The sequence below is a fragment of the Exiguobacterium sp. SH31 genome (assembly GCF_001816105.1).
Classification (GTDB): domain Bacteria; phylum Bacillota; class Bacilli; order Exiguobacteriales; family Exiguobacteriaceae; genus Exiguobacterium; species Exiguobacterium aurantiacum_A.
Window position 1 is genome coordinate 26741 of the sequence record NZ_LYTG01000031.1, and the last position, 24985, is coordinate 51725.

General features: G+C 53.1%; 33 protein-coding genes. 12 read left to right on the top strand and 21 right to left on the bottom strand.

Going from position 1 to position 24985, the window contains the following annotated elements; all coding sequences use genetic code 11:
* The first annotated feature begins 136 nt into the window (after positions 1-136).
* Genes A6395_RS05170 through A6395_RS05180 form a run of 3 tightly spaced genes read left to right on the top strand, consistent with a single transcriptional unit; the run spans position 137 to position 1357 of the window.
* Complete coding sequence (locus A6395_RS05170) at positions 137-445, top strand: DMT family transporter (RefSeq protein ID WP_070328504.1); 309 nt, start codon at positions 137-139, stop codon at positions 443-445.
* A 13-nt stretch (positions 446-458) separates the two neighbouring features.
* Positions 459-803 (top strand): DMT family transporter, encoded by a 345-nt coding sequence (locus A6395_RS05175; RefSeq protein ID WP_071398168.1) that lies wholly within the window; start codon positions 459-461, stop codon positions 801-803.
* Positions 800-1357 carry an isochorismatase family protein gene (locus tag A6395_RS05180; RefSeq protein ID WP_071398169.1) on the top strand — a complete coding sequence of 186 codons (558 nt, stop codon included), beginning with the start codon at positions 800-802 and terminating at the stop codon, positions 1355-1357. The genes A6395_RS05175 and A6395_RS05180 overlap by 4 nt, the downstream gene beginning before the upstream one ends.
* Before the next feature lie 44 nt (positions 1358-1401).
* Here the strand turns inward: A6395_RS05180 and A6395_RS05185 are convergent, their stop codons facing one another.
* From A6395_RS05185 to A6395_RS05205, 5 genes are all read right to left on the bottom strand, one after another.
* On the bottom strand, positions 1402-1764 hold the full coding sequence (locus A6395_RS05185) for a VOC family protein (RefSeq protein WP_071398170.1): 363 nt from the start codon (positions 1762-1764) through the stop codon (positions 1402-1404).
* Positions 1761-2534, bottom strand: coding sequence for an ABC transporter permease (locus A6395_RS05190; RefSeq protein WP_071398171.1), 774 nt, complete (start codon positions 2532-2534; stop codon positions 1761-1763). The genes A6395_RS05185 and A6395_RS05190 overlap by 4 nt, the downstream gene beginning before the upstream one ends.
* Positions 2531-3235 (bottom strand): ABC transporter ATP-binding protein, encoded by a 705-nt coding sequence (locus A6395_RS05195; protein WP_071398172.1) that lies wholly within the window; start codon positions 3233-3235, stop codon positions 2531-2533. The genes A6395_RS05190 and A6395_RS05195 overlap by 4 nt, the downstream gene beginning before the upstream one ends.
* Positions 3236-3268: 33 nt before the next feature.
* Positions 3269-3490, bottom strand: a complete 222-nt coding sequence (locus tag A6395_RS05200) for a DUF6440 family protein (RefSeq protein ID WP_071398173.1) — start codon at positions 3488-3490, stop codon at positions 3269-3271.
* A gap of 144 nt (positions 3491-3634) precedes the next feature.
* Positions 3635-4351, bottom strand: a complete 717-nt coding sequence (locus A6395_RS05205) for a GntR family transcriptional regulator (protein WP_071398174.1) — start codon at positions 4349-4351, stop codon at positions 3635-3637.
* A gap of 173 nt (positions 4352-4524) precedes the next feature.
* On the opposite strand from A6395_RS05205, the gene A6395_RS05210 reads away from it, so the two are divergent.
* From A6395_RS05210 to A6395_RS05230, 5 genes are read left to right on the top strand one after another with little or no spacing between them, the layout of a single operon-like run.
* Positions 4525-5844 carry a 6-phospho-beta-glucosidase gene (locus A6395_RS05210; RefSeq protein ID WP_071398175.1) on the top strand — a complete coding sequence of 440 codons (1320 nt, stop codon included), beginning with the start codon at positions 4525-4527 and terminating at the stop codon, positions 5842-5844.
* A complete protein-coding gene (celB, locus tag A6395_RS05215; RefSeq protein ID WP_071398176.1) occupies positions 5841-7160 on the top strand; it encodes a PTS cellobiose transporter subunit IIC in 1320 nt (439 codons plus the stop codon). Before A6395_RS05210 ends, celB begins: the two co-directional genes overlap by 4 nt.
* 29 nt (positions 7161-7189) lie before the next feature.
* Positions 7190-7489 (top strand): PTS sugar transporter subunit IIA, encoded by a 300-nt coding sequence (locus tag A6395_RS05220; protein WP_035386318.1) that lies wholly within the window; start codon positions 7190-7192, stop codon positions 7487-7489.
* The gene (locus A6395_RS05225) at positions 7486-7782 is read left to right on the top strand and encodes a PTS sugar transporter subunit IIB (protein ID WP_071398177.1); all 297 of its coding nucleotides are present in this window, start codon (positions 7486-7488) and stop codon (positions 7780-7782) included. Before A6395_RS05220 ends, A6395_RS05225 begins: the two co-directional genes overlap by 4 nt.
* Positions 7775-8470 (top strand): carbohydrate deacetylase, encoded by a 696-nt coding sequence (locus A6395_RS05230; RefSeq protein ID WP_071398178.1) that lies wholly within the window; start codon positions 7775-7777, stop codon positions 8468-8470. The genes A6395_RS05225 and A6395_RS05230 overlap by 8 nt, the downstream gene beginning before the upstream one ends.
* Before the next feature lie 55 nt (positions 8471-8525).
* On the opposite strand, the gene A6395_RS05235 is transcribed toward A6395_RS05230, so the two are convergent.
* Together A6395_RS05235 and A6395_RS05240 are read right to left on the bottom strand one after the other, a co-directional pair.
* A complete protein-coding gene (locus A6395_RS05235) occupies positions 8526-8777 on the bottom strand; it encodes a dihydroxyacetone kinase (protein ID WP_035386313.1) in 252 nt (83 codons plus the stop codon).
* A 114-nt stretch (positions 8778-8891) separates the two neighbouring features.
* Entirely contained in the window at positions 8892-9452 is a 561-nt protein-coding gene (locus A6395_RS05240; protein WP_070328491.1) for an AAA family ATPase, read from the bottom strand.
* A 123-nt stretch (positions 9453-9575) separates the two neighbouring features.
* Here A6395_RS05240 and A6395_RS05245 point away from each other — a divergent pair, with 123 nt between their 5' ends.
* Positions 9576-10487, top strand: coding sequence for a cation diffusion facilitator family transporter (locus A6395_RS05245; RefSeq protein WP_071398179.1), 912 nt, complete (start codon positions 9576-9578; stop codon positions 10485-10487).
* Between the two features lie 31 nt (positions 10488-10518).
* Here A6395_RS05245 and A6395_RS05250 read toward each other — a convergent pair whose 3' ends face one another.
* Genes A6395_RS05250 through A6395_RS05270 form a run of 5 tightly spaced genes read right to left on the bottom strand, consistent with a single transcriptional unit; the run spans position 10519 to position 15605 of the window.
* Entirely contained in the window at positions 10519-11295 is a 777-nt protein-coding gene (locus tag A6395_RS05250; RefSeq protein ID WP_071398180.1) for a VLRF1 family aeRF1-type release factor, read from the bottom strand.
* Positions 11296-11307: 12 nt separating this feature from the next.
* Positions 11308-12477, bottom strand: coding sequence for a hypothetical protein (locus tag A6395_RS05255; protein WP_071398181.1), 1170 nt, complete (start codon positions 12475-12477; stop codon positions 11308-11310).
* A 21-nt stretch (positions 12478-12498) separates the two neighbouring features.
* The gene (locus A6395_RS05260) at positions 12499-13338 is read right to left on the bottom strand and encodes a YitT family protein (protein WP_071398182.1); all 840 of its coding nucleotides are present in this window, start codon (positions 13336-13338) and stop codon (positions 12499-12501) included.
* A 19-nt stretch (positions 13339-13357) separates the two neighbouring features.
* Entirely contained in the window at positions 13358-14476 is a 1119-nt protein-coding gene (locus tag A6395_RS05265; protein WP_071398183.1) for a M20/M25/M40 family metallo-hydrolase, read from the bottom strand.
* 1 nt (position 14477) lies between these two features.
* Complete coding sequence (locus A6395_RS05270) at positions 14478-15605, bottom strand: AI-2E family transporter (protein ID WP_071398184.1); 1128 nt, start codon at positions 15603-15605, stop codon at positions 14478-14480.
* Positions 15606-15760: 155 nt separating this feature from the next.
* On the opposite strand from A6395_RS05270, the gene A6395_RS05275 reads away from it, so the two are divergent.
* A complete protein-coding gene (locus A6395_RS05275) occupies positions 15761-17089 on the top strand; it encodes a S1 family peptidase (protein ID WP_149038971.1) in 1329 nt (442 codons plus the stop codon).
* A gap of 17 nt (positions 17090-17106) precedes the next feature.
* Here A6395_RS05275 and A6395_RS16070 read toward each other — a convergent pair whose 3' ends face one another.
* A complete protein-coding gene (locus tag A6395_RS16070; RefSeq protein WP_173647375.1) occupies positions 17107-17271 on the bottom strand; it encodes a hypothetical protein in 165 nt (54 codons plus the stop codon).
* A 19-nt stretch (positions 17272-17290) separates the two neighbouring features.
* Complete coding sequence (locus tag A6395_RS05280) at positions 17291-17515, bottom strand: DUF3221 domain-containing protein (protein WP_149038972.1); 225 nt, start codon at positions 17513-17515, stop codon at positions 17291-17293.
* A gap of 128 nt (positions 17516-17643) precedes the next feature.
* Between A6395_RS05280 and A6395_RS05285 the strand changes: the two genes are divergently transcribed.
* The gene (locus tag A6395_RS05285; protein WP_233589648.1) at positions 17644-18525 is read left to right on the top strand and encodes a tetratricopeptide repeat protein; all 882 of its coding nucleotides are present in this window, start codon (positions 17644-17646) and stop codon (positions 18523-18525) included.
* A 68-nt stretch (positions 18526-18593) separates the two neighbouring features.
* Here the strand turns inward: A6395_RS05285 and A6395_RS05290 are convergent, their stop codons facing one another.
* The 7 genes from A6395_RS05290 to A6395_RS05315 all read right to left on the bottom strand — a co-directional run bounded on the left by A6395_RS05290 (position 18594) and on the right by A6395_RS05315 (position 24212).
* Positions 18594-19343 carry an SDR family NAD(P)-dependent oxidoreductase gene (locus A6395_RS05290; protein WP_070328482.1) on the bottom strand — a complete coding sequence of 250 codons (750 nt, stop codon included), beginning with the start codon at positions 19341-19343 and terminating at the stop codon, positions 18594-18596.
* A gap of 104 nt (positions 19344-19447) precedes the next feature.
* A complete protein-coding gene (locus tag A6395_RS05295; protein ID WP_084812954.1) occupies positions 19448-21151 on the bottom strand; it encodes a methyl-accepting chemotaxis protein in 1704 nt (567 codons plus the stop codon).
* Positions 21152-21342: 191 nt separating this feature from the next.
* Positions 21343-23181 (bottom strand): methyl-accepting chemotaxis protein, encoded by a 1839-nt coding sequence (locus A6395_RS05300; RefSeq protein WP_071398187.1) that lies wholly within the window; start codon positions 23179-23181, stop codon positions 21343-21345.
* A gap of 121 nt (positions 23182-23302) precedes the next feature.
* Complete coding sequence (locus tag A6395_RS05305; RefSeq protein ID WP_071398188.1) at positions 23303-23515, bottom strand: DUF2922 domain-containing protein; 213 nt, start codon at positions 23513-23515, stop codon at positions 23303-23305.
* A gap of 30 nt (positions 23516-23545) precedes the next feature.
* Positions 23546-23758 (bottom strand): hypothetical protein, encoded by a 213-nt coding sequence (locus tag A6395_RS05310; protein WP_071398189.1) that lies wholly within the window; start codon positions 23756-23758, stop codon positions 23546-23548.
* 27 nt (positions 23759-23785) lie between these two features.
* A complete protein-coding gene (locus tag A6395_RS15690; protein ID WP_016510821.1) occupies positions 23786-23926 on the bottom strand; it encodes a YvrJ family protein in 141 nt (46 codons plus the stop codon).
* A gap of 73 nt (positions 23927-23999) precedes the next feature.
* Positions 24000-24212: a hypothetical protein gene (locus tag A6395_RS05315; RefSeq protein ID WP_071398190.1), complete on the bottom strand. Its 213-nt coding sequence runs from the start codon at positions 24210-24212 to the stop codon at positions 24000-24002.
* Positions 24213-24526: 314 nt separating this feature from the next.
* Here A6395_RS05315 and A6395_RS05320 point away from each other — a divergent pair, with 314 nt between their 5' ends.
* Entirely contained in the window at positions 24527-24970 is a 444-nt protein-coding gene (locus A6395_RS05320) for a MerR family transcriptional regulator (RefSeq protein ID WP_071398191.1), read from the top strand.
* Positions 24971-24985: the final 15 nt, after the last annotated feature.

Consider the following 24985-nt stretch of genomic DNA (forward strand, 5'->3'; position numbering starts at 1 on the left):
ACAACCATCTCCTTTTCCTAATTATCCCATTCACTTATTCTATCGACAACCCTTATAGATTTTGCTACATTCACAGCAACGTACATGAAGTGATGACATTGAATTCACTACTGACATTGTTGGAGGTCACGGTTATATGGGTTTTGCTTATCTAGTTGCCGCGATTATCGCGGAAGTGTTCGGCTCAAGTATGTTAAAACTGAACGCAACGTCGACGAACCGACTGCCGATCCTCGGTGTCGCGCTCGGATACGTGACCGCGTTTTATCTGTTGTCGCTCGCGCTCTTATCCATCCCTCTCAGTTTCGCCTACGCGTTTTGGAGCGGGGTCGGGACTGCCGCGACGGCATTGATAGGCTTTCTCGTGTTCAAGGAACAAGTTCGAAAACAGACCGTCATCGGCATCGGACTCGTCATCGTCGGGCTCGTCTTGATGAAAATATGAAGGAGGGAAACGTGTGAAAGGGTATATGTTATTACTGGTCTCGATTTCGTTCGAGGTGCTCGGCACATCGATGCTGAAGCTGTCGGACGGCTTCACAAATTTGTTACCGAGCGTAATACTGCTTGCGAGTATCGCTGTTTCGTTCACGCTCATGGGCTTCGTTTTGAAGACGATCCCGCTCAGCATTGCCTATAGCGTCTGGGCCGGTCTTGGCACGGTCGCAACCGGATTGATTGGGGTATTCGTTTACGGTGAGGTGCTCTCGACACTGAATAGCATCGGGCTCATCGTCATCGTGCTCGGTGTCGTCGTCATGAACTTTGGAGGGAATACTACAAATCAGGAGGTCACATCATGAAACAAGCACTGCTCGTCATCGATTTTCAACAAGAGCTCGTCGACGGAAATGATGTTGAACGCGGAGTCGAACGAGGTCCCGAAGTCGCCGCCGTCATCAACAATCTCATTCAACAAGCTAGTTCAAAGCAAGTACCAGTTATTTTCGTTCGTGACTTAGACGTCGCCGACGGAAGAGGCGACGGGTTTGCCGTCCATCGGTCCATCATTGTCCCTGACGATTCCGTCCTATTCGACAAACAAGCAACGAACGCATTTCACGGGACACCGTTATTGTCTTACTTACGAACTCATGCCGTTCAACATCTCGTCATCACCGGTGCCAAGACGGAGCATTGTATCGATACGTCTGTCCGGACCGCTACGGTAAGCGGTTTTGACGTGACCCTTGTCTCTGATGGCCACACAACGAACGGGTCAGACGTATTGACGCCTGAACAAATTATCGATCATCACAATCAAGTGCTGCATGGACACTATAACGTCGAACACTTTGCGATCGCGCGCCCATCAACCGAAGACGTCTTTAGCCCGACGCATGACACGTATCGCTAAAAAACCCGTTTGACTCATACGAGTCAGACGGGTTTCATTTGTTACTAGATCGCCTGAATCATCTCGACCCGATTGCCGAACGGATCACGGAACTCGAACCGGTCAAATCCAGGGATTGGAATCCCTTCAATCCGCTCGATTCCTTCTGCTTCGAGTTTCCGTCCCCACTCCGCTAAACCGGTCACCGTATAGGCGACATGTGCTTTCGTTTTCAGCCGGTCGCCCCCGTCCTCGGTGCCGACATGGACGCTTTGGTCGCCGACTTGAAGCCAAAACCCGCCTCGTCCTTGAAGCGACTCCGGTTTGTCGATTTCATTCAAGCCGAGCACATCGCAATAAAACGCGCGTGCTGTTGCTTCTTCACCTTTTGGGATCGTGATTTGGACGTGATGGATGCCTGTGATCATGTCGTTTTCCCCTTCCGATACGTCAATCCGATGAACTGTAGTTTTTGGTTAAACAAGCGCGGGTACGACATATAGCCGACCATGACGGCTGAGATCGTCGCCGTCGTCAAAATGAGGAACAAGATGAGCAGTTGGTACAACACCGCCTCCATCGGGTCGGCGCCGCCGATGATAAGGCCGCTCATCATGCCCGGAAGCTGGACGAGCCCCATCGTTTTTTGCGCCTCGACGGTCGGGATCATACTCGTCCGGATGGCGTTCTTCAAGCTCCGCTCGATTGCGATTTTCGGTGCCCCGCCCATCGACAGGATGAGCTCGATGACCTCGTCGCTCCGTTCGACCTCGTCTTTGAACTTGTTCAAAAACAGGAGCGATAACACCATACAGTTACCGATGACCATACCGCTGATCGGGATGACTTTCTCCGGCTCGAACGGGATGATGCCGAGCCCGAGCATGAGCCCCATCGTCACCGATTCGACCGTGACGAGCGTGAGGACGATCATCCAGGTGATGCCCGGGATGCCGTCCCCTTTTTTGATGATGTTTTGCGTCGCCGCCCCAATCATGAGGAGGATCATGAGTAGCATGAACACCGGGTTATCACTCTCGAAGACGAACGTCAAAATGTAGCCAATCAACAACAGTTGAATGATCGAGCGTACCGTCGCGATGACGATGTCACGTTCAAGACCAAGCTTCAAGAACAACGCCAATCCGAGCGGGATCGCCACAAAAATCAAGGAAGTCATCAGTTCGATGAACGTCATAGCTCTTCCCCCCTGACGAAACGCCCGATCATCGGATTGTCTGACTCGTCGATGAACGACGCGTCCCCGAACTCGATCAATTCCCCGTTCCGTAAAAACCACATGTCATCACTGACCCGTCTCGCTTGATCGAGGTCGTGGGTAATCCAAATGACGGTCACCCCGAAATCTTTTTGAAGCCGCACGATCAAATGCTCGATCTCTTTCACCGTCCGGTAGTCGAGGCTCGACGTGATCTCATCTAACAGCAAGACGTCCGGTTTATTGACGAGCGTCCGGGCGATGGCGACACGGCTCCGCTCCCCGCCCGACAACGTCTTGATCGGTTGGTCGAGCGAGATGCCGTCCAAGTCGACTTTTCCGAGCAGTTCTGTCGCTTTATCCCGGTCGAGCGTCTCGCCGAAAATCGCTTTCGGCAAATTCAAATTGTCGTACACCGTCCCGTCGATCATCGGGGCGCTTTGGAACGCCATGCCGATTTGTTTCCGGAGCGCGATGACATCGATGTCGCGGATGTTCTCGCCTTTGAAATAAATGTCGCCCGCGTCCGGCGATAGTAGCCCGTTAATATGCTTCAGGCACGTCGTCTTGCCGGCGCCGCTCGGTCCGACGAACGTCGTGATCCGGCCTTCGCGGAAGTAGCCGGTGATGTTATGTAGGATGTCGTTATGACTGACCCCAATGAATTCGATAATGTGCATGTGCCTTCAATCCTTTCTCGATCCGATCCCTATTTACTGAAAGTTAGACACGTCGTCGACCACGACGTCACCGTTTGAATCAAGTAACGGCGTGATGCCACCACCCGTCCCGACCCATGTCTGGATGTAGTTGACACCGGTCGCTGTGTCGACGAGTACCATAACTTGGCCAAGTTCCGGCAACTGTTCCGTCAATTTGACTTGGAAACGCGTCGCCCCTGTCACTTCCTCGTCTGTTTTTTTCTTGAATAACATGACATCCCGCCTTCCTACTGTTAACTGTACGCAACATGACCCTTGGTTTCAATGAATGCGATATCTCCAAGGCTGACAAATCCTTAACCCGTTCATTTTTGTTTAATATGACTACAAAAAAACACGCCAGGTTTCGGCGTGTTTTCAAGCGTAGCTCCGTTCGATGACAAAACTTGTCTTGTCCCCTCGGAAATATGAACGTGAGTACTCGATCGTTTTTCCTGACGCGTCCTCGGTCACCGTCTCGATATAAAAGCACGGCGTCCCGAGCGGACAGTCGAGAAGATCGCTTATCCGTTCGTCGGCGAGCGCGATCTCGAGCGCCTCGGTCGTCTTGGCGACGTGGACGTCGTGGACTTCCGCTAGCGTTTGGAACAGAGAATGCTCGGCCTGGTCTTTCGTGATACCCGGCGCGATGTGCCACGGGATGAACGAGACCTCGTATTGCGTCGGCTCCCCGTCGGCGTGACGGATGCGCTCGATCTTTTGGATCGGCGCCTGCTCGTCGACTGTGAACACGTCCGCGAGCTGGGCATTCGCCGAGACGACGGACAAGTCGATGAGCGACACTTGGCCGCGCTTGCCTTGGACGGCGAGCTGGGCCGCATAATTGTTCGGCGTATGCGATAACGTCTGCCGGACTTTCTTCCCGGCGACGAACGTGCCGCGCCCTTGCTGGCGGACAAGATAGCCTTCCGTCGTCAACTGGTTGAGCGCGCCGCGGACCGTCGTCCGGCTGACATCGAACTCTTCGCATAACGCGTACTCGGTCGGGAATTTCTCGCCTTCTGTATAATGTCCGCTCTTGATGCGGGACAATAACTCTTCTTTAATGGCGGTTTGAAGCGTCGATTGCGACATGCTGTCACCCCTTCTGTCATCCTTCTTTCCTTTATTGTGATACAGGAAACATACAAATGCAAATACAAAAAACAATTTGTATTATTTGTACTTTTTATATTGCAGCAAGTTGTACTATTTGTTATATTTGTTACAACAAAAAGAAATCGCTTTCACAAGGAGGAGTTGGCACTATGGCAGTCAAGGTCGTCATCATCGGTGGAGGTTCGAGTTATACCCCCGAAATCATTGAAGGTTTAATCCAGCGGCAAGCGACGTTTCCGGTTCGGGAGATCGTTCTTGTCGACATCGAGGAAGGGAGGGACAAATTAGACATCGTCGGCCGTCTCGCCGAACGGATGATTCAAAAGGCAGGCGCTGACATCAGACTCAGTTGGACGCTCGACCGGAAAGCAGCACTTGTTGGCGCCGACTTCGTCTCGACGCAGATCCGCGTCGGGGGTCTGAAAGCCCGCGCCTTGGATGAACGCATCCCGCTCAAGCACGGCTTCATCGGTCAAGAGACGAACGGTGCCGGCGGCCTGTTCAAAGCGTTCCGGACGATTCCAGTGTTGATTGAGCTCGCTAATGAGATGGCGGAGATTTGCCCGGACGCGTGGCTCGTCAACTTCACGAACCCGGCCGGTATCGTCACCGAGGCCGTCTTGCAGCACTCGGCCCACAAAAAAGTCATCGGCGTCTGCAACATCCCGTTCAACATGCGCAACTCGGTCGCGGAGATTTTAGACACGCCGGTCGAACGTGTCGCCATCGAATTCATCGGACTCAACCATTTCGTGTTCGGCCGCCACGTCTGGGTCGACGGGGTCGATCGCACGGACGACGTGCTCGCGTCACTGAACGCCGGCACCGACTACTCGCCGGCGAACATCGTCGGACTCGGTTGGAGCGAATCGTTCTTGAAATCGCTCCGCATGTTGCCGAACCCGTACCATCAATACTATTTCCAAACGGCGGACGTACTCGCGAAAGATCTAGCGGCTTATGAACAGAACGGGACGCGCGCCGAGGTCGTCCAACAAGTCGAGGCGCAACTGTTCGAGAAATACAAAGACGTCGATCTCGATGTGAAGCCTGTTGAGCTCGAACAGCGCGGCGGCGCCTATTATTCCGACGCCGCCTGCAATTTGATGGACTCGATCTACAACGATCGCGGCGATATCCAGACGGTGAACACACTGAACCGCGGCACGATTCGCGATTTACCGGACAACGCCGTCATCGAAGTGAACGCCGTCATTACGAAGTCTGGTCCACGTCCGATTTCAATCGGCGCGTTACCGCTCCCGATCAAAGGACTTATCACCAATTTGAAGACGTTTGAACAGCTCGCCATCCGTGCAGCGATGTCCGGCTCATACAACGATGCCTATCTCGCCTGCCTGATGAACCCGCTAATCCAAGACGAGAAGAAAATCGATCCGCTCCTCCGTGAGCTGTTCGATGCGCACGAAGCGTACTTACCACAATTTAAGAAGGAGGTTTACTCATGAACAAGTTTATCGAAATCGCTGGGCGCATCGGTTCCCAGCGACACTTAGTCGCCATCCGTGATGGATTCGTCTCGGTCATGCCGCTCATCATCGTCGGTTCGCTCGCTGTCCTCATTAACAACTTCCCGGCCATCAATTTAGGTGGCCTCTCGCTCGACTTCGTCGGCATGATGAACAATGCGTTCGGCGAAGGTAACTGGCAAGGACTTGGCGGCAACATTTGGACGGCCTCGTTTGCCATATTAGGCCTTTTGGTCGCTTTCTCGATCGGGTATAACTTGGCCCGGTCATATGGAGTCGATGGGCTCGCCGCCGGTATTTTATCGGTCGCATCATACATCATGCTCGTGCCGGTCACAGAAGACTGGGGGCTTAACTTCGCTTGGCTCGGTGCCCAAGGATTATTCGTCGCCATCATCGTCTCGATCGCAGTCACCGAACTGTTCCGTTACCTCATCAACACGAAATTGACGATCAAGATGCCGGAAGGCGTGCCGGGTGGGGTCACCCGTTCGTTCCAAGCACTCATCCCGTCGATGCTCATCTTGACGCTCGTCGCCGGAGTTCAACTGTTCATGACACTCCAAGTCGAGCTCAGCATTTTTGAAGTCATCTTTAAAGTCATCCAGCAACCGCTTCAAGGGTTCGGCGACTCGCTCGCAGCCGGTCTCGTCATCGCTTTCTTGAACCACATCCTTTGGTTCTTCGGACTGCACGGCACGAACATCATCGGTTCGGTCATCGAGCCGATCTATCTCCCGCTCATCGAGCAAAACTTGGCCGCGTTCCAAGCAGGCGTGTCGGCGTATGACGTGCCGTACACGGTGACTAAACCGTTCCTCGACTCGTTCGTCTTCATGGGCGGATCAGGTACGACGTTCGCCCTGCTTCTCGCCATCTTCATCGTCGTCCGCAAACAGCGCAACCACCCGTACCACCAAGTTGCGAAACTGTCGGCTCCGGCCGGACTGTTCAACATTAACGAACCGGTCATCTTCGGTCTCCCAATCGTCTTGAACCCGGTCATGTTGATCCCGTTCATCTTGGTGCCGGTCACGCTCACGATCGTATCGTACGTCGCCCTCTCAACGGGCATGGTACCGAAGACGGTCGCCATCGTGCCATGGACGACGCCACCAATCATCAGCGGTTACCTCGTCACCGGCGGTAGCGTCCGCGGCGTCTTGCTCCAAATCGTCAACTTGACGATTGCGACGGCGATGTATATCCCGTTCGTCATGGCAGGAGCGAAAGCGATGACGGCCGAAATCAATAAAAATAAAGCAGAAGTCAACGAAGGAGAGAAAATCAGTTGAAGACAGAAAGCATCCAACAATTATCGTTCATGATCATCTTACACGCCGGAAACGCCCGCTCATCGGCGTTCGAGGCGATCGCCGCCGCCAAACGCGGCGAAGGTGAACTTGCTGAAGCGAAAATGAAAGAAGCGGATGAGGCGTTTCTAGAAGCCCACAAGCTTCAAACCGAACTGTTGCAAGAAGAGGCACGCGGGGCGACGAGCGACATGAGCGTTTTGCTCGTCCACGCCCAAGATCACTTGATGACGGCAATGACCGTCAAAGAACTTGCGATCGAGATGGTCGATATGATCACTCGACTCAACCAATTGGAGGAATTGAAATGAACATCTTACTTGTCTGCTCGGCCGGTATGTCGACATCGATCCTTGTTGAAAAAATGCGCACCGAGGCTGCCTCACGTGGCTTGGACGCGACAATCGAAGCTATCCCGGAATCACGCTTGAAAGAACAAACGAACGTCGACGTCATCTTGATTGGACCACAAGTCCGCTACCTCGAAGGTAAAATCAAAGCATCCGTCACGGTACCGGTCGCTGTCATCGACAATATGGCTTACGGGCTCATGAAAGGCGACCAAGTGCTCGACCAAGCGCTCGGTCTCGTACAAAATGCATAAAACGCACGTCTTGATCAACGCCGACGACTTTGGACTGACATCTGGTGTGAATACCGGAATCCTCGACAGTCACCTCAAAGGGATCGTCAATTCGGCAACGATGATGATGAACGGCTATGCCGTCGATGAGGCCGTCACGCTCGCAAAACTCCATCCCGGCTTACGTGTCGGCGTGCATCTCGCCTTGACGTGGGGACGGCCGCTCGCAAAGACGAGTACACCGCTCACGAAAGAAGACGGGACGTTCCGCTACACGAACCGGTTTCTGACGGAAGCGGCACCCGACCCTGAGCTCGTCTACCTCGAGTGGAAAGCGCAAATCGAGGCGTTCCGCGCGACGGGACTGTCGCTCCATCACCTCGACAGCCACCATCACGTCCATGGCTGGCCGGCGATACAAGACGTCATCGTACGCCTCGCCGAAGAATACGACACGACGTTTCGGGCCTTAACGACACTCGATGCACGACGGGACTTGTGGGTGACCGAGCGGTTCAGTGACCAGTTCTACGGCGATGGTGTGTCCCGGGCAACGCTCGACGCAATTCAACCAGGCGACTCGATCGAAGTCATGGTCCACCCGGCCGACATCGATGAGATTTTACCAAGCGTCACGTCTTACCTCGTGCAACGCTTACTGGAAAAGCAGCTATTGATCGACTATGAGCGCCCTGATTGGTGGGTGTAGAAAAAGAGAGGTGTTCACCGTTTACCGGCGAATACCTCTCTTTTCTGTTCGTAGATTAACCAGGTAGACCTCTTTCTTGTCTACTCATGTCTTCAATCACAATGTCATAGATCTCACCTAGCGACGCACAATATTTAACGAGATCCCACGGTTCGTTCGTGTGAAAATGAATCTTGATTAGATTTTCGTCCCCGACTGCCAACAAACAATCTCCCGCGAAGCTTGTGTTGATGTACTCAAATATCGCATCTTCGGACAGTTGCTCCCCTTCGATCAACAGTTGTGTATCATACTTGAATTCTATCATCTTGTTCACCTCCAATTTCAAAGGATAGACTAGACAGAGTGTAATGATTACCATCTAGTGCTAGATTATCTCTTTTCGTACCGATTGGCAAATCAGCCGTCGCTCTTCAAACTTCTAAAGGTTGAATTGGCGTTGGATCTGTCGCGCGACCGTTTCGGCATCAAGGTCCGTGTTATTGATCCGCAAATAGTTGTCGACATCGATCTCTCCATCACGCGAGTTCAAGCGGTACAGCGTCGCCGTCTGCTTCAATTCAGCCTCGGACCAAGCGATATCCCGTTTCGTCGGCTTATGCGCCAGCCGGTTCTCGGTCGTGTTCCGGGCGAGCCGCTCCTCGATGTCCGCTTCGAGCTCGACGTAGTAGACGTCGGCCCCGTGCGACTCGAACAGTTCCGCCACTCCTTCGATATAGGTCCGGTCTTCTTCCATATCAAACGCCCAGACGAACGTGAAGATCAAGCCGGGCTGATCGCTTTTCGCGACCGCTTCGAATAACTCGTGCCGAAATAATTGGACGAGTCGGCGCCCCTCGTCTGTCCCATAATCAAAGAACGGGCTGACGAGATCGATCGTCATATGGTTATGTAGTAACTTCAATCCTGTCTGTTTCGCTAGCTCCTGGCCGACCGTCATCTTGCCGACGGCTTGTGGACCGATCAGTATGACAAGCTTCATTCCTCCCCCGTCCTTTATCCATTTTTTTCTAGCATACCATACGGCTCGAGTTCTCGAATAGGAACACTGAAAAGCGGGAAAACACGTACCAACGGCTGCTCAGCTTCTAAGGAGGACATTCTCATGCCAAAAGACCCCAAACTCGAACGCTTCGTCTTGCGTGTCTCAGTATTCGGTTCTTTATTCTTCGCCATCGCCGGGATCATCGTCGGTTACGCGTTATCGTCCGCTTTCATCCTGTTCGATGGCGTCTATTCGTTCTTGAGCGTCATCATGAGTTGGATCTCGCTCCGGGCCGGCGTGTTCATGCTGACGTCGGACAAGCGCTTCCCGTTCGGCAAGAGCACGATCGAGCCGTTCATCATCTTGTTCCAATATGGTGTCCTCTTATTCGTCATCGTCAACGCCTTCCTCGGTGCGATCGATGATATCCGCGCCGGCGGCAACGACCTCGTCCTCGGTTGGGCGCTCGTCTATCTCACAATCAGCGGCGCATTGACGTACGGGATCTTCCGCTACTTACGGACGTTCCAGATGAAAGCGAGCTCCGGTCTCGTCAGTGCCGAGATCGTCCAATGGCGACTCAGCTTCATCTTGACCGGTGGTGCCCTCATCGGCTATTTGATCGCCCAAGTGCTCGTCTGGCTATCGTTTGACGCCATCTCCCCGTACGTCGATCCGGTCATGCTCATGCTGATCACCCTTTGGCTCGTCAAGACGCCGCTCATCGAGATGTGGGTCGCCATCAAAGAATTGATCGGGATGAACACCGAGACCCCGTACAGTAAACAGATCACACTCACCATCCTCCAAGTCGCCCATCAATACGAAGTCTCGAAAACATACGTCCGGACGACGAAGTCCGGTAATCTTCTCTTCATCGAGATCGACCTCGTCGTGGCGAAAGACTACCCGTATGACAAAATCGCCGAGCAGGACCGGATCCGTCAAAAGATCGAGGACGCGCTCGCCTTCTTGCCGTATGAGAAATGGCTGACGATCTCGTTCACACAAGACAATCGCTGGGCAGAATAATAGCGAGCGACATAACGTCACTCGCTACTTTTTATTGCTCAAACGCCCGGCGCAGAATCTCTTCTTCCTCGGCGTTTCCTAAGTTCCGGTTCACGACGCGCTCGATGTCGATGTCGAGTTCATCTTTCAATAAGTTCGCACTCCGATCTTGCCCGATGATGACGACCTCGTTCCATTTATGTTTCTTGTGTAAGGAACGAATCTCACCGGCGATATCCCGGTAAAACCGTCGGACTTGTTTTTCTTTCCGGCTGTCGAATTGGTCGATTTGGCTGCTTGACGCTGCCTCGCCACCTTTGCCGCGACCTTGGTACCGTCTCCATTGATCGGTGTCTAAATTAAGATCGAACACGACGACGTCCTCAACTTCACCGAGCCGCGTATCGTAGGCGGTGATGCTGTCGAGCTGGGCGAGCAAGATGCCCGTGTTCGGGAATTCGGCGTCGAGTCTCTCGATTTGGTCCAAGTTAGGTTTGTCACCGTAATGGAAGTCGTTCTCAACGTCAAGCTGCAGGAAGTGGAGCTCGAATAAGCCATCATTTCCTTCCGCAAACAAGACGATGCTGCGCAACAGCTTATGCTCGTTGCCCATAATCTCACGCTCGGCCCGTTCCCGGACGCCTTTGAACGCTTTCAACTTCGCCTCGTCCCCGTTCTTGATTTCTTGCTCGAGTCGGCGCAGCTCGTTCTTCAAATGAATCTCCCATTTGTCGCGCTCGCTCGGCTTCGTACTTAAGTAGAGACTCAGTACGCCCGCCTCCGCGTTATGCAGTTGCTTGATCTTTCCGAGTTCTGTTGATAATGCCATCTTGTTCCCTCCTCAGTAAATGAACGCAGCAAGTATCCCTGTGATGAACACAGATGTGATTGTGACCGTCGAGAACCCGGCGACAATCATTTTCGGTAATATTTCATCCTCGATAATATGCACCTCCTCTTCCGTCTCCCCGATATTCTTCGCCGCCTCTTCGCTCAAGATGAGTGTTCCTGGGAAACCATATAACGACGTCAACCCGATCGCCATCGACATCTCTTTCGAGTAGCCGAGGAAGCGGCCGACGAGGAGCGCAAACAACAAAAGTCCGGACACGCCGAGAACGAATGAAATCGTGATCGGCACGATCAAATCGAACAACGCACTCGGTGACAGCGTCGCGAGTGGTCCGAATATGATGAGCAGGATGGCGATCATGATGAGACCGTACGCATCGATCCCGTTCAACGCGTTCGCTTTCAAAACCTTGAAGCGGCGCAACACGATACCGAGGATCAAGGCGATGACGAACGTGTTCAGGTAACCGTTCGTCCATCCGCTGATGACGGTCGAAATCAAGACGACGACCCCCATGACGAACAACGTCCCGGCCGTCGTATGGAACGGCGCCGGCAAAATCGAGTCATCTGTCTCGTCATGGACGACGGCATGTTGTTCAGGCGTGACGAGCGTCCCGTCCCGATGTGCCGTCCGGATGCGGAGTGCCTCTTTCCGTAAGATGATCGACGTGAGCGGAAAACCAATCAGCCCTTGCGTCGCCGCGATCAAGACCGGGAATACAGCGACCGAGACGAGTCCCGCGTTGACGGCGGCGTCTTGGACGAGAATGATCGAGATCGTCCCGCCGCTGATGGCTGCGATGGCACTTAAAATATAGTTCGTATCGAGGAAAAATTGCCCGATCACGTATAGAAAAATCCCGATGCCGAGCACGGCGGAGACACCGATGACGAACGTCTTCCATTGCCGCTTGAACTCGTCGAGACTGATGAGCGTCCCGAGATGGACGATAACGAGTCCGACGACCGTCTGACCGAGGGCTAGTAAAGATGATGACGGTAACAAATCTTCCGGGAACAATCCGGATTTGAAGCCGACGAGAAAGATGACAGACGCGACAAATAGCGAGGACAGCAACGCTTTCGTTTTCTTGGCGACGAAATCACTGATCGTCCAAATGAGCATGACGATTGTGAAGGCGAGTAAGGAGTTCATGAAGGGCTCCCCTTTCCAAAGTTAGACGCGCGGTTGGTAGCTGAATCCTAATCCATGCACATCGGCGACGTTGTAGACGATCATGAACGAGCGTTTATCGATTGCGTCGATCGTTCTGAGTGCCGTCTGATATTCGCCACGTGTCAACACGATCATCAACATTTCCCGATTTTCTCCTTGAAACCCTCCTCTCACGTCAAAGACCGTGATTCCCCGGTCGACGTCCCGATAGAGTGCCTGCTTGATGTCGTCTAGGTGCGACTCGCTCATGATGAAGATGGCTTTTTTCCGGTCGAGGCCGAGCTCGATATACGCCATGACCGCCGACGTCAAAATGATCGAGGCGATTGCGAACAGGAACGATTCGATCCCGAAGACGAACAAGCTTGAGACGACGATAAGCGCATCGGTCAAAAAGAAGCCGATCGCCGTGTTCAACCCGGTGTATTTGTGCAAGATGAGCGGCGGAATCGTCGTCCCTCCGCTCGAGGCACCGATTCGGTACAGCATGGCGACCGCCGCAGCGAACAAGATACTGCCAAACACGACCGAGAAGAACCGGTCTGTCGTGACCATATATTTCGGGACGACGGCGAGAACGAGCGGCAAGAACAGGCTGCCGAGCAGCGTATTGTAAAACACTTTCTTCCCGAGAAAGACGAACGTCAAGACGAGCATGACCCCGTTCAAGACAAAGACGACGATCGAGCGGTCGACGCCGAGCACTTCTTCTAACAAAATTCCGATCCCGGTCACGCCACCGGCCGCAATCTCGTGAGGACCTAAAAACAAGTTGATCGCCAACCCGAGGACGATGATCGAGGCGAGGATGATGCCGACGTCAATGATTCGTTTTCGCACGACAACCCATCCCCTTCCCTCATGCTTTGAACGACTGCATCGTCTCAATCAACCGGAGCACGAACGTCACACTGTCCTCGAGCTCTTTGATCGGGATCGACTCATCGACCGTATGGATCGCGTCGTACCCGATGGAGACGTTGAGTGCGACTTTTCCGAACTCGTTGAACACGTTGGCATCACTCCCACCGCCGCTATGCTCATAGCGTACCGGAAACGAAGTATGCGCTAGCGCTGCCGAGACGTGGCGGACGAACGGTTCGTCTTCCTCGAACCGATAGCTCCGGATCATCTGTTGTTGCTTGATGTCGACCGTGCCGCCATGGTTTTGTGCCGCTCGTTCGAACGTCTCGATCATGTGTGCGACTTGTTCGACGCAGGCGTCGTGATCGAGCGACCGGGCCTCCCCGACGAGCGTCGCATGTTCCATGACGACGTTACTGCCGGTCCCTCCCGAGATCTTGCCGATGTTCGCGGTCGTTTGTTCAGTGATGCGCCCGAGTTTCATCTGATGAATCGCCTCGGCCGCGATGACGAGTGCCGAGATGCCTTTCTCCGGTTCGAGTCCGGCGTGGGCCGCCTTCCCGTGGATATCGATATTCAGGCTGAACATACTCGGCGAACTTAAGATGATGCCGCCGACCGGTCCGCCGTTGTCGAGGATGAGCCCGTGCTTCGCTTTCAGTGTTGACATATCGAGCGCTTTCGCTCCGAGCAAACCGACTTCTTCTCCTGGTGTGAGTACGAGTTCGATCGGCCCGTGCCGGGTTCGTCCTTCACGCAACCGTTCCACCACTTCAATCATGATGGCGATCCCGGCCTTGTCGTCGGCCGCTAAAATCGTCTCTCCTTCTGAATAGACAACATCATCCCGAATGACCGGAACGATGCCTTTACCAGGTGACACCGTATCGATATGAGCCGACAGGAATAACGGTGCGATCGAGGCGTCGCCGGCTAGACGGGCGATCAAATTGTTCGAACCGAGACCGGTCTCTGCTGTCGAGTCATCCTCGTCAAGTTCAAGACCAAGTCCATCGAATCGTTTTTTTAAATACTCTAAAAATGGACCTTCGGCATAAGACTCTGAATCAATTTGGACGAGTTCCATGAACGTGTGGGTGATGCGCGAGGACATATTAGTCGCTCCTTTCGATCGGAAGCTTCGACTGTTTGCGTAACGCGTATAGTTTTTGCAAGTTGAGGAATGTGACTTTCAAGACGGCATAGAACGGGACGGCGAGCAGCATGCCGACGATACCGGCGAGGCGTCCCGCGACGAGCAGGACAAGAGTGATGGTGATGGGATGGACACGGAGTGACTTGCCTTGGACGAGCGGTGAGATGACGTTGGCATCAAGCTGTTGGACGATGGTGATGGCGATGATGACGTAGAGCGCCTTAATCGGCTCATCGATGAACGCAATCAAAACGGCGGGTGCGGCCCCGAGAAACGGACCGAAGTAAGGGATGATGTTCGTCGCGAAAATGAACAGACCGAGCGGCAGGAAGAACGGGACGTCGAGCAGCCAAAGAGCGATTGTCGCGAAGAAGCCGACGAACGTACAGACGATGAGCTGGGCCCGGACGTAACGTTTGATCGTCTCGTGCATGTCATGCAAGATTTGGCGGGCGTTTTGTTCATACGCCTCAGGGATCCACCGCACGATCGCCGTCGCGAGCTTGCCCCCGTCAATGAGCATGAACACGTACAAAAATAGCGCGATAAACAACGTGAACAGTCCAGACACGATCAGCGCGAGCACGCGTCCGAGCGAACCGGCGACAGTACCGATGAGTGAACCGAGCGCGTCGGTCAACTGACGAATCCACGTCTCGATCGATGCCGCGTTCTGCTCGGCATAGTCCCGAAACCACGCGTATTCCTCGAGCCGTCCGTACAGCAACAAAAACTGACGGTAGCTTCCTTCAGCGAAACGTGGGAATGCGTCAAACAAGGCGAGCACCTGCCGGGTGATGAGCGGTCCGAGCGTGACGACGAACAACACGACGAGGGTGAGGAGCAACAGGAGCACGCTCAAAATCGCAAGTGACCGTCGCTTCCATTTGATCTCAAGGAAATCGACGAGACCGACCGTCAAATAAAACAAGATGCCGGCGAACAAGAACGGCGTCAGTACGGTCGCGAAAAAGATACCGATCGGATAGAACAAAAATTCGACTTGTTTCGCCATGAAGATGATCGTCAAAATGAGCAGTATCCAAATACCGTTACGGAACGCACGCGTTGTCCAAAAGGGCTGCATGGACGTTTCCCCCTTTTTGAAGGATATCTATTTCTTTCCCGATTTTCGGAAGTTCATTCCCTCCCTGTCTGCTTACCCCGTCAAAATATTGTTTATCCCTGTTCCATTTAAGGTATAGCTAATCATCTATGCATATGAAGGAAGGTGTCACCCTCGTGACTTGTCCACGCTGCGGAACGAAGACCCGCTCAAAAACAACTGCTTGTCCGACGTGTGGCCATCGCCCCCGTCGCTTGAAATGGATTGCCATTTCGACCGTGATTGCACTTATCGCATTCATCTCTATTTTAACAGTCGCCTATTTGAAAGAAGCCCCTCGTTCGACGGATTCACTCGCTGACAAAGTCAACTTGAACATCGCCGAAGACACCGTCTCAGCCGATAACGCTTCGATGATTGATTTGGCGACGCTCGAGAAAAGTCTGTTTTCTGTCGGTGCCGGGACAGGATTTTTAATCAGCCCGCAAGACATTTTGACGGCTGCCCATAACGTTGAAGGTTTGACGACGATGACAATCGACCACGATGGGAAAAAAATTAAAGGGACCGTCGTCGGACGTACCGTCGACATCGCTGTCATCCGGATCAATCAAATGAAAGAGACGCCGTTCATGTTCAGCCACGCGATTGCTGCGGCGGACGAGACGCTCATCACGCTCATGCCGTCTAAACGGATCGAAGGCCAGATGACGTTCAATGAAACCGGGTATGAGCGCGAGTTCGATATCCCGAGACGGGCAATTGGCAGTCCGATTGTTGCTTCAGATGGACGGGTACTCGCCATGCACCTCAAGTCAAAAGCACTCCCGGTCGCCCTGTTCGAACAAGACGTGCTCGCGTTTCTTGAGTCGGACACACCAGCGCCACCGTTAGCTAAACTAGCACCGGTCGCACCAATCACGCCACCTCGAAATGAGCAGCCTGTGACGGAACCAGCGCCAGCGCTGCAACCAGAAGCCGAGGCTCCTGCCCCGGAAGCTGCGCCAGAACCGGCCGCACCTGCCGAAGAGCCGATTGAAGACGCACCGGCAACGCCAGAGGAAACGCCAGAGCCTGAAGTCGTTGAACCGGAAGTGCCAGCTGAAGAACCGACGCCGCCTCCCGTCACAGAAGAACCGGTCACACCGGAACCTCCTGTGACAGAACCGGCAGAACCGGTGACTCCTGAAAAACCAGCGGCTCAAGCGGAGAAACCAGTCAAAAAGCAAGAGACCAAACCGAAAGATCAGCCACAAGAAAAACCGCCGGCTAAACAAGAGAAACCGGTCAAAGAAGAAAAACCGGTTCAAGAAGAACAACCCGCTAAACAAGAAAAGCATGTTGAAAAAGAACAACCCGCCAAACAAGAAAAGCCCGTTAAAAAAGAACAACCTGCTAAACAAGAAAAGCCTGTTAAAAAAGAGCAGCCTGCTAAAGAAGAGAAATCAGAAAAGCCTAAACCGGCTGCCACAGAGCGAGACGAAGAAAGCACGCCTTCCGACTAAATCGGAAGACGTGCTTTTTACTCGCTCTTATTCAATTTGCGTTGCACGTTACCTACCGCGGCCCCGAGTAACAGCAGCAAAATCGATAGCATCCAAAACGGGATCGCGTCTTGCAAGAGCCAGACGAGAAATGCGCTCAGCGCGATGACGCCGCCGAGCCAAAGAAAATTCCACTGTCCCATATGACTCACCTCGCATCCATCATAGCACATCAATCCGGTGCGCCGCCGCCTGGGGTGGCAATGATTTCGTCATCATCTCACTATGCTCGACCCGCACGAATTGACCGACCGCGAGCGTCGATATGTCTCCAATCTGTTCATCTAGATGAAACACGATGCCGTCGAACGGTTCAGCCTCCAAATTTGGTGCGACCCGGATTCGCGCTGCCTCGAGTTCGACGATATAGCCCATGAATGTGACCACATTGATCTCTCCTTCCCCCAAATGCGCTTCCCCTCTTTTCTTTTCCCATTTTTTCAAAAAATGTTACTTCATGAAGCGATTGACTTGTATAATAAAGCGACAATCACAAACGCTGGGAGGGACCTCATTTGAAACACACCATCGACTTACACACCCCAGACTTTCAGCGCACCTTCCTTGAGATGATGCTCCTTGAAGAGTTGATCGACGACTATAACGCCGAGGCCATCGAGACGCTCATCGTCCGCGGCGAGACGGCTTTCCCGAACGACCCGTTCTTCCCGGCGATGCGAGCTTATCCGCTCATCCGCGAAGGCGACTTCAAGACAGCCAGACAAGTGCTCGAAACCGCGAGTACGATGGGTGACCATTACCTCATCCATTGCCTGCACGGCGCCCTCAGCGAAGACGCCGGGTTTACGTTTGAGGCCGAGCAACATTATTGCCGCGCCGTCGAGCGCTATCCGGACGTGCCGATGACTCGGCGCGCCCTTGCCATCCATTACTTCAATCGTAAATTCTACGGGGAAGCGGGCTTACACATCATGCACTACGTCCGTCTCGCCGGTTTCAGCGAAGAGACCGTGCCGATGTTGCTCGAATTCTTCCAAGCGTTCGACGAGATCCCGCTCGAGATGAACGACGAGCTGCTCAAAGCCGCAATCGGCTATTTGAACGCGAATCCGCGAAACCCACGGGCCCATTCGCTCTATGCCTCGATTTGCAGCCACCGCGTCGAGATGCTCGTCAAGCGTTTGCCGGAAGACGGCCAACTCGACGACGAGACGATCGCGACGCTGCTCGAAGTCGAAGAGCACGGCATGTGGAGCGCGACGTACGACGACAGTGAGGACAAAATGTTTCGCGCCATGTTCGCCGACTATATCGATAACGTCGTCTTGCCGAACACGTCCCGAACGTATGTATATCGCCTGCGCCTGCGCTACTGGTATCATCGCCTGACCCACCGCCTGACCGGGGGCTATGCGGATACGATGCGACAGTCTTAAGACAACAGCCCGAACTCTTTTAAAGAGTTCGGGCTGTCGTCTGCTTATGGTATTGAACGCTGTCTAACTCACCCCATATACGGGTGAATCGGTCCGCGCAGTTCAAATGAGTAGTCCTCGTGATTGACGATGCCGACAGTTTGATCGCTCTCAAGCAATTGAACTAAAAACTCGGCCATCTCTTCGGCCGTATGGTACTTCGCGACGTTCTCACTGTAATCAAAGTTCTCTTCCTCGCGGGCCCGGCTCGCGAATCCGGTCTCGGTCGCAGCCGGTGCGAGCACTTTCGCCCGCAACTTGTCGCCGTTTTGGATAAGTTCTTGGGCGAGGCCTTCCGTGTAGGCGCTGACGAAGAACTTCGTCGCGCTGTACGTGACCCCTTTCGCCGCGATGCGGTAGCCGACGACCGAGGCAATGTTTAGGAGTGTCGCCCCTTCGACCTTGTGGTAGTCCCGGACGTACAAGTTCGACAAGACGGTCAGCGCCTCGACGTTTAGACGAATCATATTTTCCATTTTCCCGACTTCGGCGTCTTTCACAAGATTCGAGTCCCCGAACCCGGCGTTATTGATCCACGTCTCGATATCGAGGTCGGCGAGCGACTCATAGAGTGCATAGACGTTTTCACTATATGACAAGTCATTCGTTTTGAGGATGACGTCGCTGTCTGGTGAGATCGACTTGATCTCGTCACGCAATTTTTGAAGCTCGTCCGTGCGACGCGCGACGAGCACGAACGATTTCCCTTGCTTGGCAAGCTGCTTCGCCGCCTCGTAGCCGATGCCTGAACTTGCCCCTGTGATGACCGTATATTTCATTCAAATTCCCCTTTTCCATCTAAAATGCGTTCTATCCCGTCATTCCCGAAACGTAGCATCGTCAATCCTTTGAACGTCCAAAAGCCGTCCGAGGACGGCTAAAGTCACGTATTGAATTTTCCGATCAACGTCTGCAGATCTCCCGTCATGTTCCCGAGTGACTCGGCGACGCCGTTCAACTCTTGGATCATAGCGAGCTGTGAATCGGCTGTCTCGCCGACCGAACGCATCGTCTGCGCCATCTGTTCGCTCTCGGTCGCAATCCCGAGGGCGGCCGTGGCGACTTGTTTTGTCGTCAAAGCGATCTCGTTTGAGGCGACACGAATATGCAACGTGTTCTCAACCGACGTCTCGAGTTGGACGACGATTTGCTGGAACGCGTTTGTCGCTTTCTCCAACAGTTTTGTATTCGCCTCGACCCGCTTCGCACTGAGTTCGTGCCTTGCGAGCACGGCGTTTGATTGGACTTGGATCGATTCGATCAATCCGGCGATGCGCGCGGCCGACTGTTTCGACTGTTCGGCGAGTTTCCGGACTTCTTCGGCGACGACGGCAAACCCTTTGCCTTGTTCACCGGCCCGGGCCGCTTCGATGGCCGCGTTCAAGGCGAGCAAGTTTGTCTGGTCCGTGATCGACTGGATGACTTCCGTGATCAAGGCGATCTCGTCTGACTGATGTTTCAACGCCGCGATCGATTCCCCGGTCATTCTTGTCTCGGTTTCAAGGGCGAGCACTTCTTGTTTCGCTTGTTGAATCGTCTCGTCCCCTTGTTCAGCGAGCTTTAGACTCATCGCGACGTCTTCGCTGATCGTACCGATTGAACGGGCGATCTGTTCGACGCCTTCATCGGCCGCTGCGACCGCTTTGGCACTGCCCGTCGCTTCTTTCGCTTGTTGAATCGTCTCTTCGACGACCGCCTCGATCATCCGAGTCGTCTCTTCAGTTTGCGACGACATCTCTTCCGTACTGGCGTAAAGCTCTTCCGATTGCGCCGTGATCTCTTGGGCGTTACGGTTCACTTCATTGATCAACTCACGCAAGTTGCCTTTCATTTGGTTAAATCCGACCATGAGCTGCCCGATCTCGTCACGCGTCAGCGCGTCCAAGTCGGCGCGTGTCAAATCGCCATTCGCGACGACGGCGACTTCGTCTGACAACATCCGGAGCGGAACGGTCACCATTTGTTTCAAGGCGTAACCGGCCCCAATTGTCAGGAGCAAGATGAGAATCGCGATTCCTGTGGAGTACAAGACTGCCTTCTCACCTAACTTTTCAAGTCTTCGTTGCTGCTCGAACATCTCCGCCTCTGACTCGGCTTGTAACCGCTCGCCCGTCTCCGTGATTGACGCTGTCACATCCGGCATGAGTCGAAGCGCGAGTCGGTCGATCGACTCTTCGTCCCCGTCATCGATTGCTGCAATCAATTGGGTGGCTAACTCATCATAGCCGGTTGCGTAGGCTAAAAGATTCTCGAGTTCTGTCTGCTCTTCTTTCGTCTCGGCAAGTTCAATGAGTGTCTGAATCGCCTGTTTCTTATCTTCTGACCCGCGTTTCTCTGCTTCGAGACGCGAGTCATCTTGCTCGAGTATGTAACCTCGCAGTCCATACGCCTGACGCGTCATGCCGAGCGACAGGTCGTCGGCCGCCTTCATCTTCATCACGTCCTGGCTGATCATGTCTTCATACTGATTCGTCATATTTTGAAGCGTCCATAAGTTATAACCCATGCCGAACGCGACGAACAATAAAATAAGTCCGATACCACTAAATAATTTTTGCGTTAATGACAGTGTTTTCAATCGTTTCATCTCTTTTGAGGAACACGTCCTCTCCCACCTCTACTTCTCTCTAATTTTGTATTGCCACTCTTATATCGGATAACAAAACCTAATATGTACCAAATAAAAGAAGTCTGACTTCTTATTGACTACCTTTAACAGTTTTATGTTCCAATTTTTGTCACAATAAAAGACCACAGTCGTTTGACTGTGGTCCTGTCTCACAATTTGAACTGTGACACGCGATTCGATAGTTCGGACGCCCGCTGTTCCGTCTCGTTCATCCGTTGTTGGACATCGTTGAACCGCTCGACGGATAGTTGGACTTTCTCTGAGATTGACTGCGTTCCGTCCGCTCCTTCCGTCACGGTCGTTGCGACTTCTTGGATGACGTGCAAGATGCTGTCAGTCATATGGCGGAGCTGCAACGCGTTCGTCTCGAACGTATTCGCCGTCTTGCCGAATACGGTAGCGTCCTCTTCGTACTGCGTTGCCGATTCCTCGAGCCGGTCGTAGTCGGCGAGCACGTTCGTGTTCAAGAACGTGAGCATATCTGCCGAGCTCGTATTGAGCCGTTCGACCGAATCGATGACCGTATTCGACACCGCTTGAATCTCGTTCACAGTTTGACGCGAGTTCTCGGCGAGCTTACGGATCTCTGACGCGACGACGGCAAAGCCTCGCCCGGCGTCACCGGCCCGGGCCGCCTCGATCGATGCGTTCAAGGCGAGCAGGTTCGTCTGGTCGGCGATTGTGAGGATCGCACTCGTCAAGACGCGGATCTCTTCGACCGACTGGGCACCTTTGATCGCCTCATCGAGCTCGACGCGTTTTTTCTGGATGATGGCGTTCGCTTCCGTCTTCGAGGCGATGGCTTGCGTGCGCATCGCGTGGGCACGCTGTTCGACATGTCCAGCTGTTTTGGCACTATCGTTCGAGAGATCGACGATCGTATCGATCGAGCTGCCCATCTCGGTCGTCGAGGCACTCATCTCTTGCGACGAAGCAGCCGTCTCTTCCATCCCGGCCGTCAGTTCTTCGACCGTACCTGACGTCTCTTCCATATAACGGCTCAATTGGGTCACTTCCGCGGCGACTTCTCGCGACGATGTGAGCACGACTTTTGCCGTCTCGTCGACATCGATCATAATCTCACGAAGCGAAGCGAGAAAAACGTTGAATGAACGGCTCACTTGCGCGATCTCATCGTTCGACGTGACCGGGATCGACACCGTCAAATCGCCGCCTTGCGATGCCAGTTCATCGAATTTCGTCTGAAGCATCCGCATCGGCTTGATGATTGAACGAAGTAGACTCATCCCAAGGAACAAGAGGATCACGATCGCTCCAACCGTCACGGCCAGCAAGGCGATGAGCGCTTGTTGAAACTCGCGCTCCATGTCCGCCCCGACTTGCCGCGAGCCTTCTGAGTTGTAATCGACGAGTTCGGTCAGGCGTTGCGTAAAATTATCATATGTAGACCGGGACTGGGCATCGTAGTACGAGCGGGCCATGCCGTTGTTGCCCGATGTACTAAAAATGAGCATGTTGTCTGACACGCGTTGATACATCTCCCATTGGCGAGCGAAGTTGGCGAACAGTTCTTTATCGGTCTCACCTGACGCTGTCGCCTCATATTTCGGAGCGAGTTCATTGATTTGGGTCCGAATCTCTTTCAGTCTCGCCATCAATTCTTCTTTTCCGGCCGCGTCCTCGGTCACGATATGCTCGAGTTCGAGTGCACGATAGTTCGCGGCGAGCGTGTTCAGTTCGTGGGCGTAGTCGAGCCCTTTATTCCAATTGTTGACGACATCGTCGCCTTGACGGTTCGCGTCGGCGAGTGACAACAGCGAGTAGCCGCCGACACCGGCGACCATGACGAGTGCGAGGATGACGAGTCCCCATAATTTTTTGCGAATCGTCAGGCCTTTCCCCGAAGACGCGGGTACTTCTACTTTTTGTCGTTTCCGTTGTTTCGGTTTCCATGTAAAGCGGCGGACATCGATGCGACGCAGGTTCAATCGGCGTACAGCCGCTGCCCATTTTTCTTTCCATGCCATGTATGTATTCCCCTCTCAAGTACAACGTTTCATTATTTATCGTCTTGAAGTCGAGAAGTTTAAAGTGAATTGACCAAAATAAAAAAAGATGACTGAAAACTCAGTCACCTTCCGGGTTCGGTTATTGGATGTTCAATACAGTCTCCGTACCTTCGATCATCTTGATTTCGGTCCACTTGACGACGTTTTTGCCGAGAGGGTCGTTCGCGACCATGAAGTCGGCGAGCGCTTGCACTTTCGCTGGGTCGACCGGTTGTTTGACGTTGTTCAAACGGAAGCGGGCAACTTTGTTAAACGTGTCCAAAAAGGCAATCTCTAGTTTTGTCTCAGTCATGATTCATTTCCTCCTTAGAATGTGAGTGGATTAGGCTAAGTCGTATTCGCGGACGACCGATACGGTGAAATCTTCATGTTCGAGAAGATCGAGCATGAGCTGACCGTATGAGTCGGCAACATCTGCCGTGAGCGCAGCGCGAATCGGACCGAATCGTTGCGTCTTCTTCGTCGGTTTCAAACTTTCGAGGTCATGGTGCGTCGTCAGGACGAGCGTGGCTTTCTTTTCTGTCAGCTGTGCCATAAGGGGATGGCTCCTTTCGGGGAGTGGTTACGATTCAGATGGATAGGTGGAATCCAGACGTTCGAGCAGCTGAATCATCCGCTCAAGACGTGTCTCGATCCGATGGAGCAGATAGAGCGAGACGACAATCGGGAATCCGAGGTTTGAGATGAGTTCGGGCCAGCTCATGTGACCACCTGCTCATCGTGCCGATTGTGAGCGGCGGGACGAGGGGGTATTAGCATAAGTGGGAGCCTCCAATTTAGACCGTCACGTGGAACTCACGCGACACGACGTACGTAGCGGATTCAACCGCGAGGAACGGGATCAACAAGTCGCCAAACTGTTTGATCTCCTCGGTCTCCATCCGCGCACCGAGCGGACCGAAGCGGACGAGCTGACGTTTTTCCTTGCCGTCAACGAGCCGTTTCGTGTCGAGATAAAAAACGCTTGCATATTCTCGATACACTGCCATATGTCTCACCTCCTTCGCCCTTATTAACCGATGAAGAAACCGTTTTGCTCAAAAATCGTAAATGTTCCAACCGTGACTTTTGAACCACATCGCCAAGCAGTCGCTATGTTTGTCTCAAATCATTCCTATGACTTGCATCACCATACCATTTAGGGTATTTTTATAGACGTTGTGTAAATTTTACAACCGCATCGAAAGTCCCATAAATTCATTGCCACGCTTTCAAAAAATGAACAGTTAAATTTTTGAAAATAGGGTACTATACGAGGGAGGGTACTACTACCCGGCAGACTTGAAGAAGGAGCTAACACTAGATGAACAACTTAGACATCGCACTCGCCACGCCAATTCCTTCCGCTCAATTTGAAGTTGACACGATCGATTTAACGTTCTTTGCGACCGAATGGGATGCATATCGTCCCGAACTAGGTAAACCATTTCAATATAACGGGCGCCATTTAATTGTCTATCCGCTTAAAGAATTGAGTCGCGCCTTCACCGTTGCCGGCATCCCACGCAGCCAGCAACAGTTGATCAAATGGGAGACGGACGGCGTGTTACCGCCGACCCCGTTCACGATGGGACGCAAACGTTTTTATACGGAAAATCAGATCCGGACAATCATCGATATTGCTTTGGAATGTGGATTACGACCACGTACGCACGTCAGAAAGACTAACTTTTCAGATCAAGTACATGTAGAATTGACGTACATACTCCAATACGAATTAGCCGAGCGAGAAAGTTCGCTCGCATGAGTGCACATAAAAAGC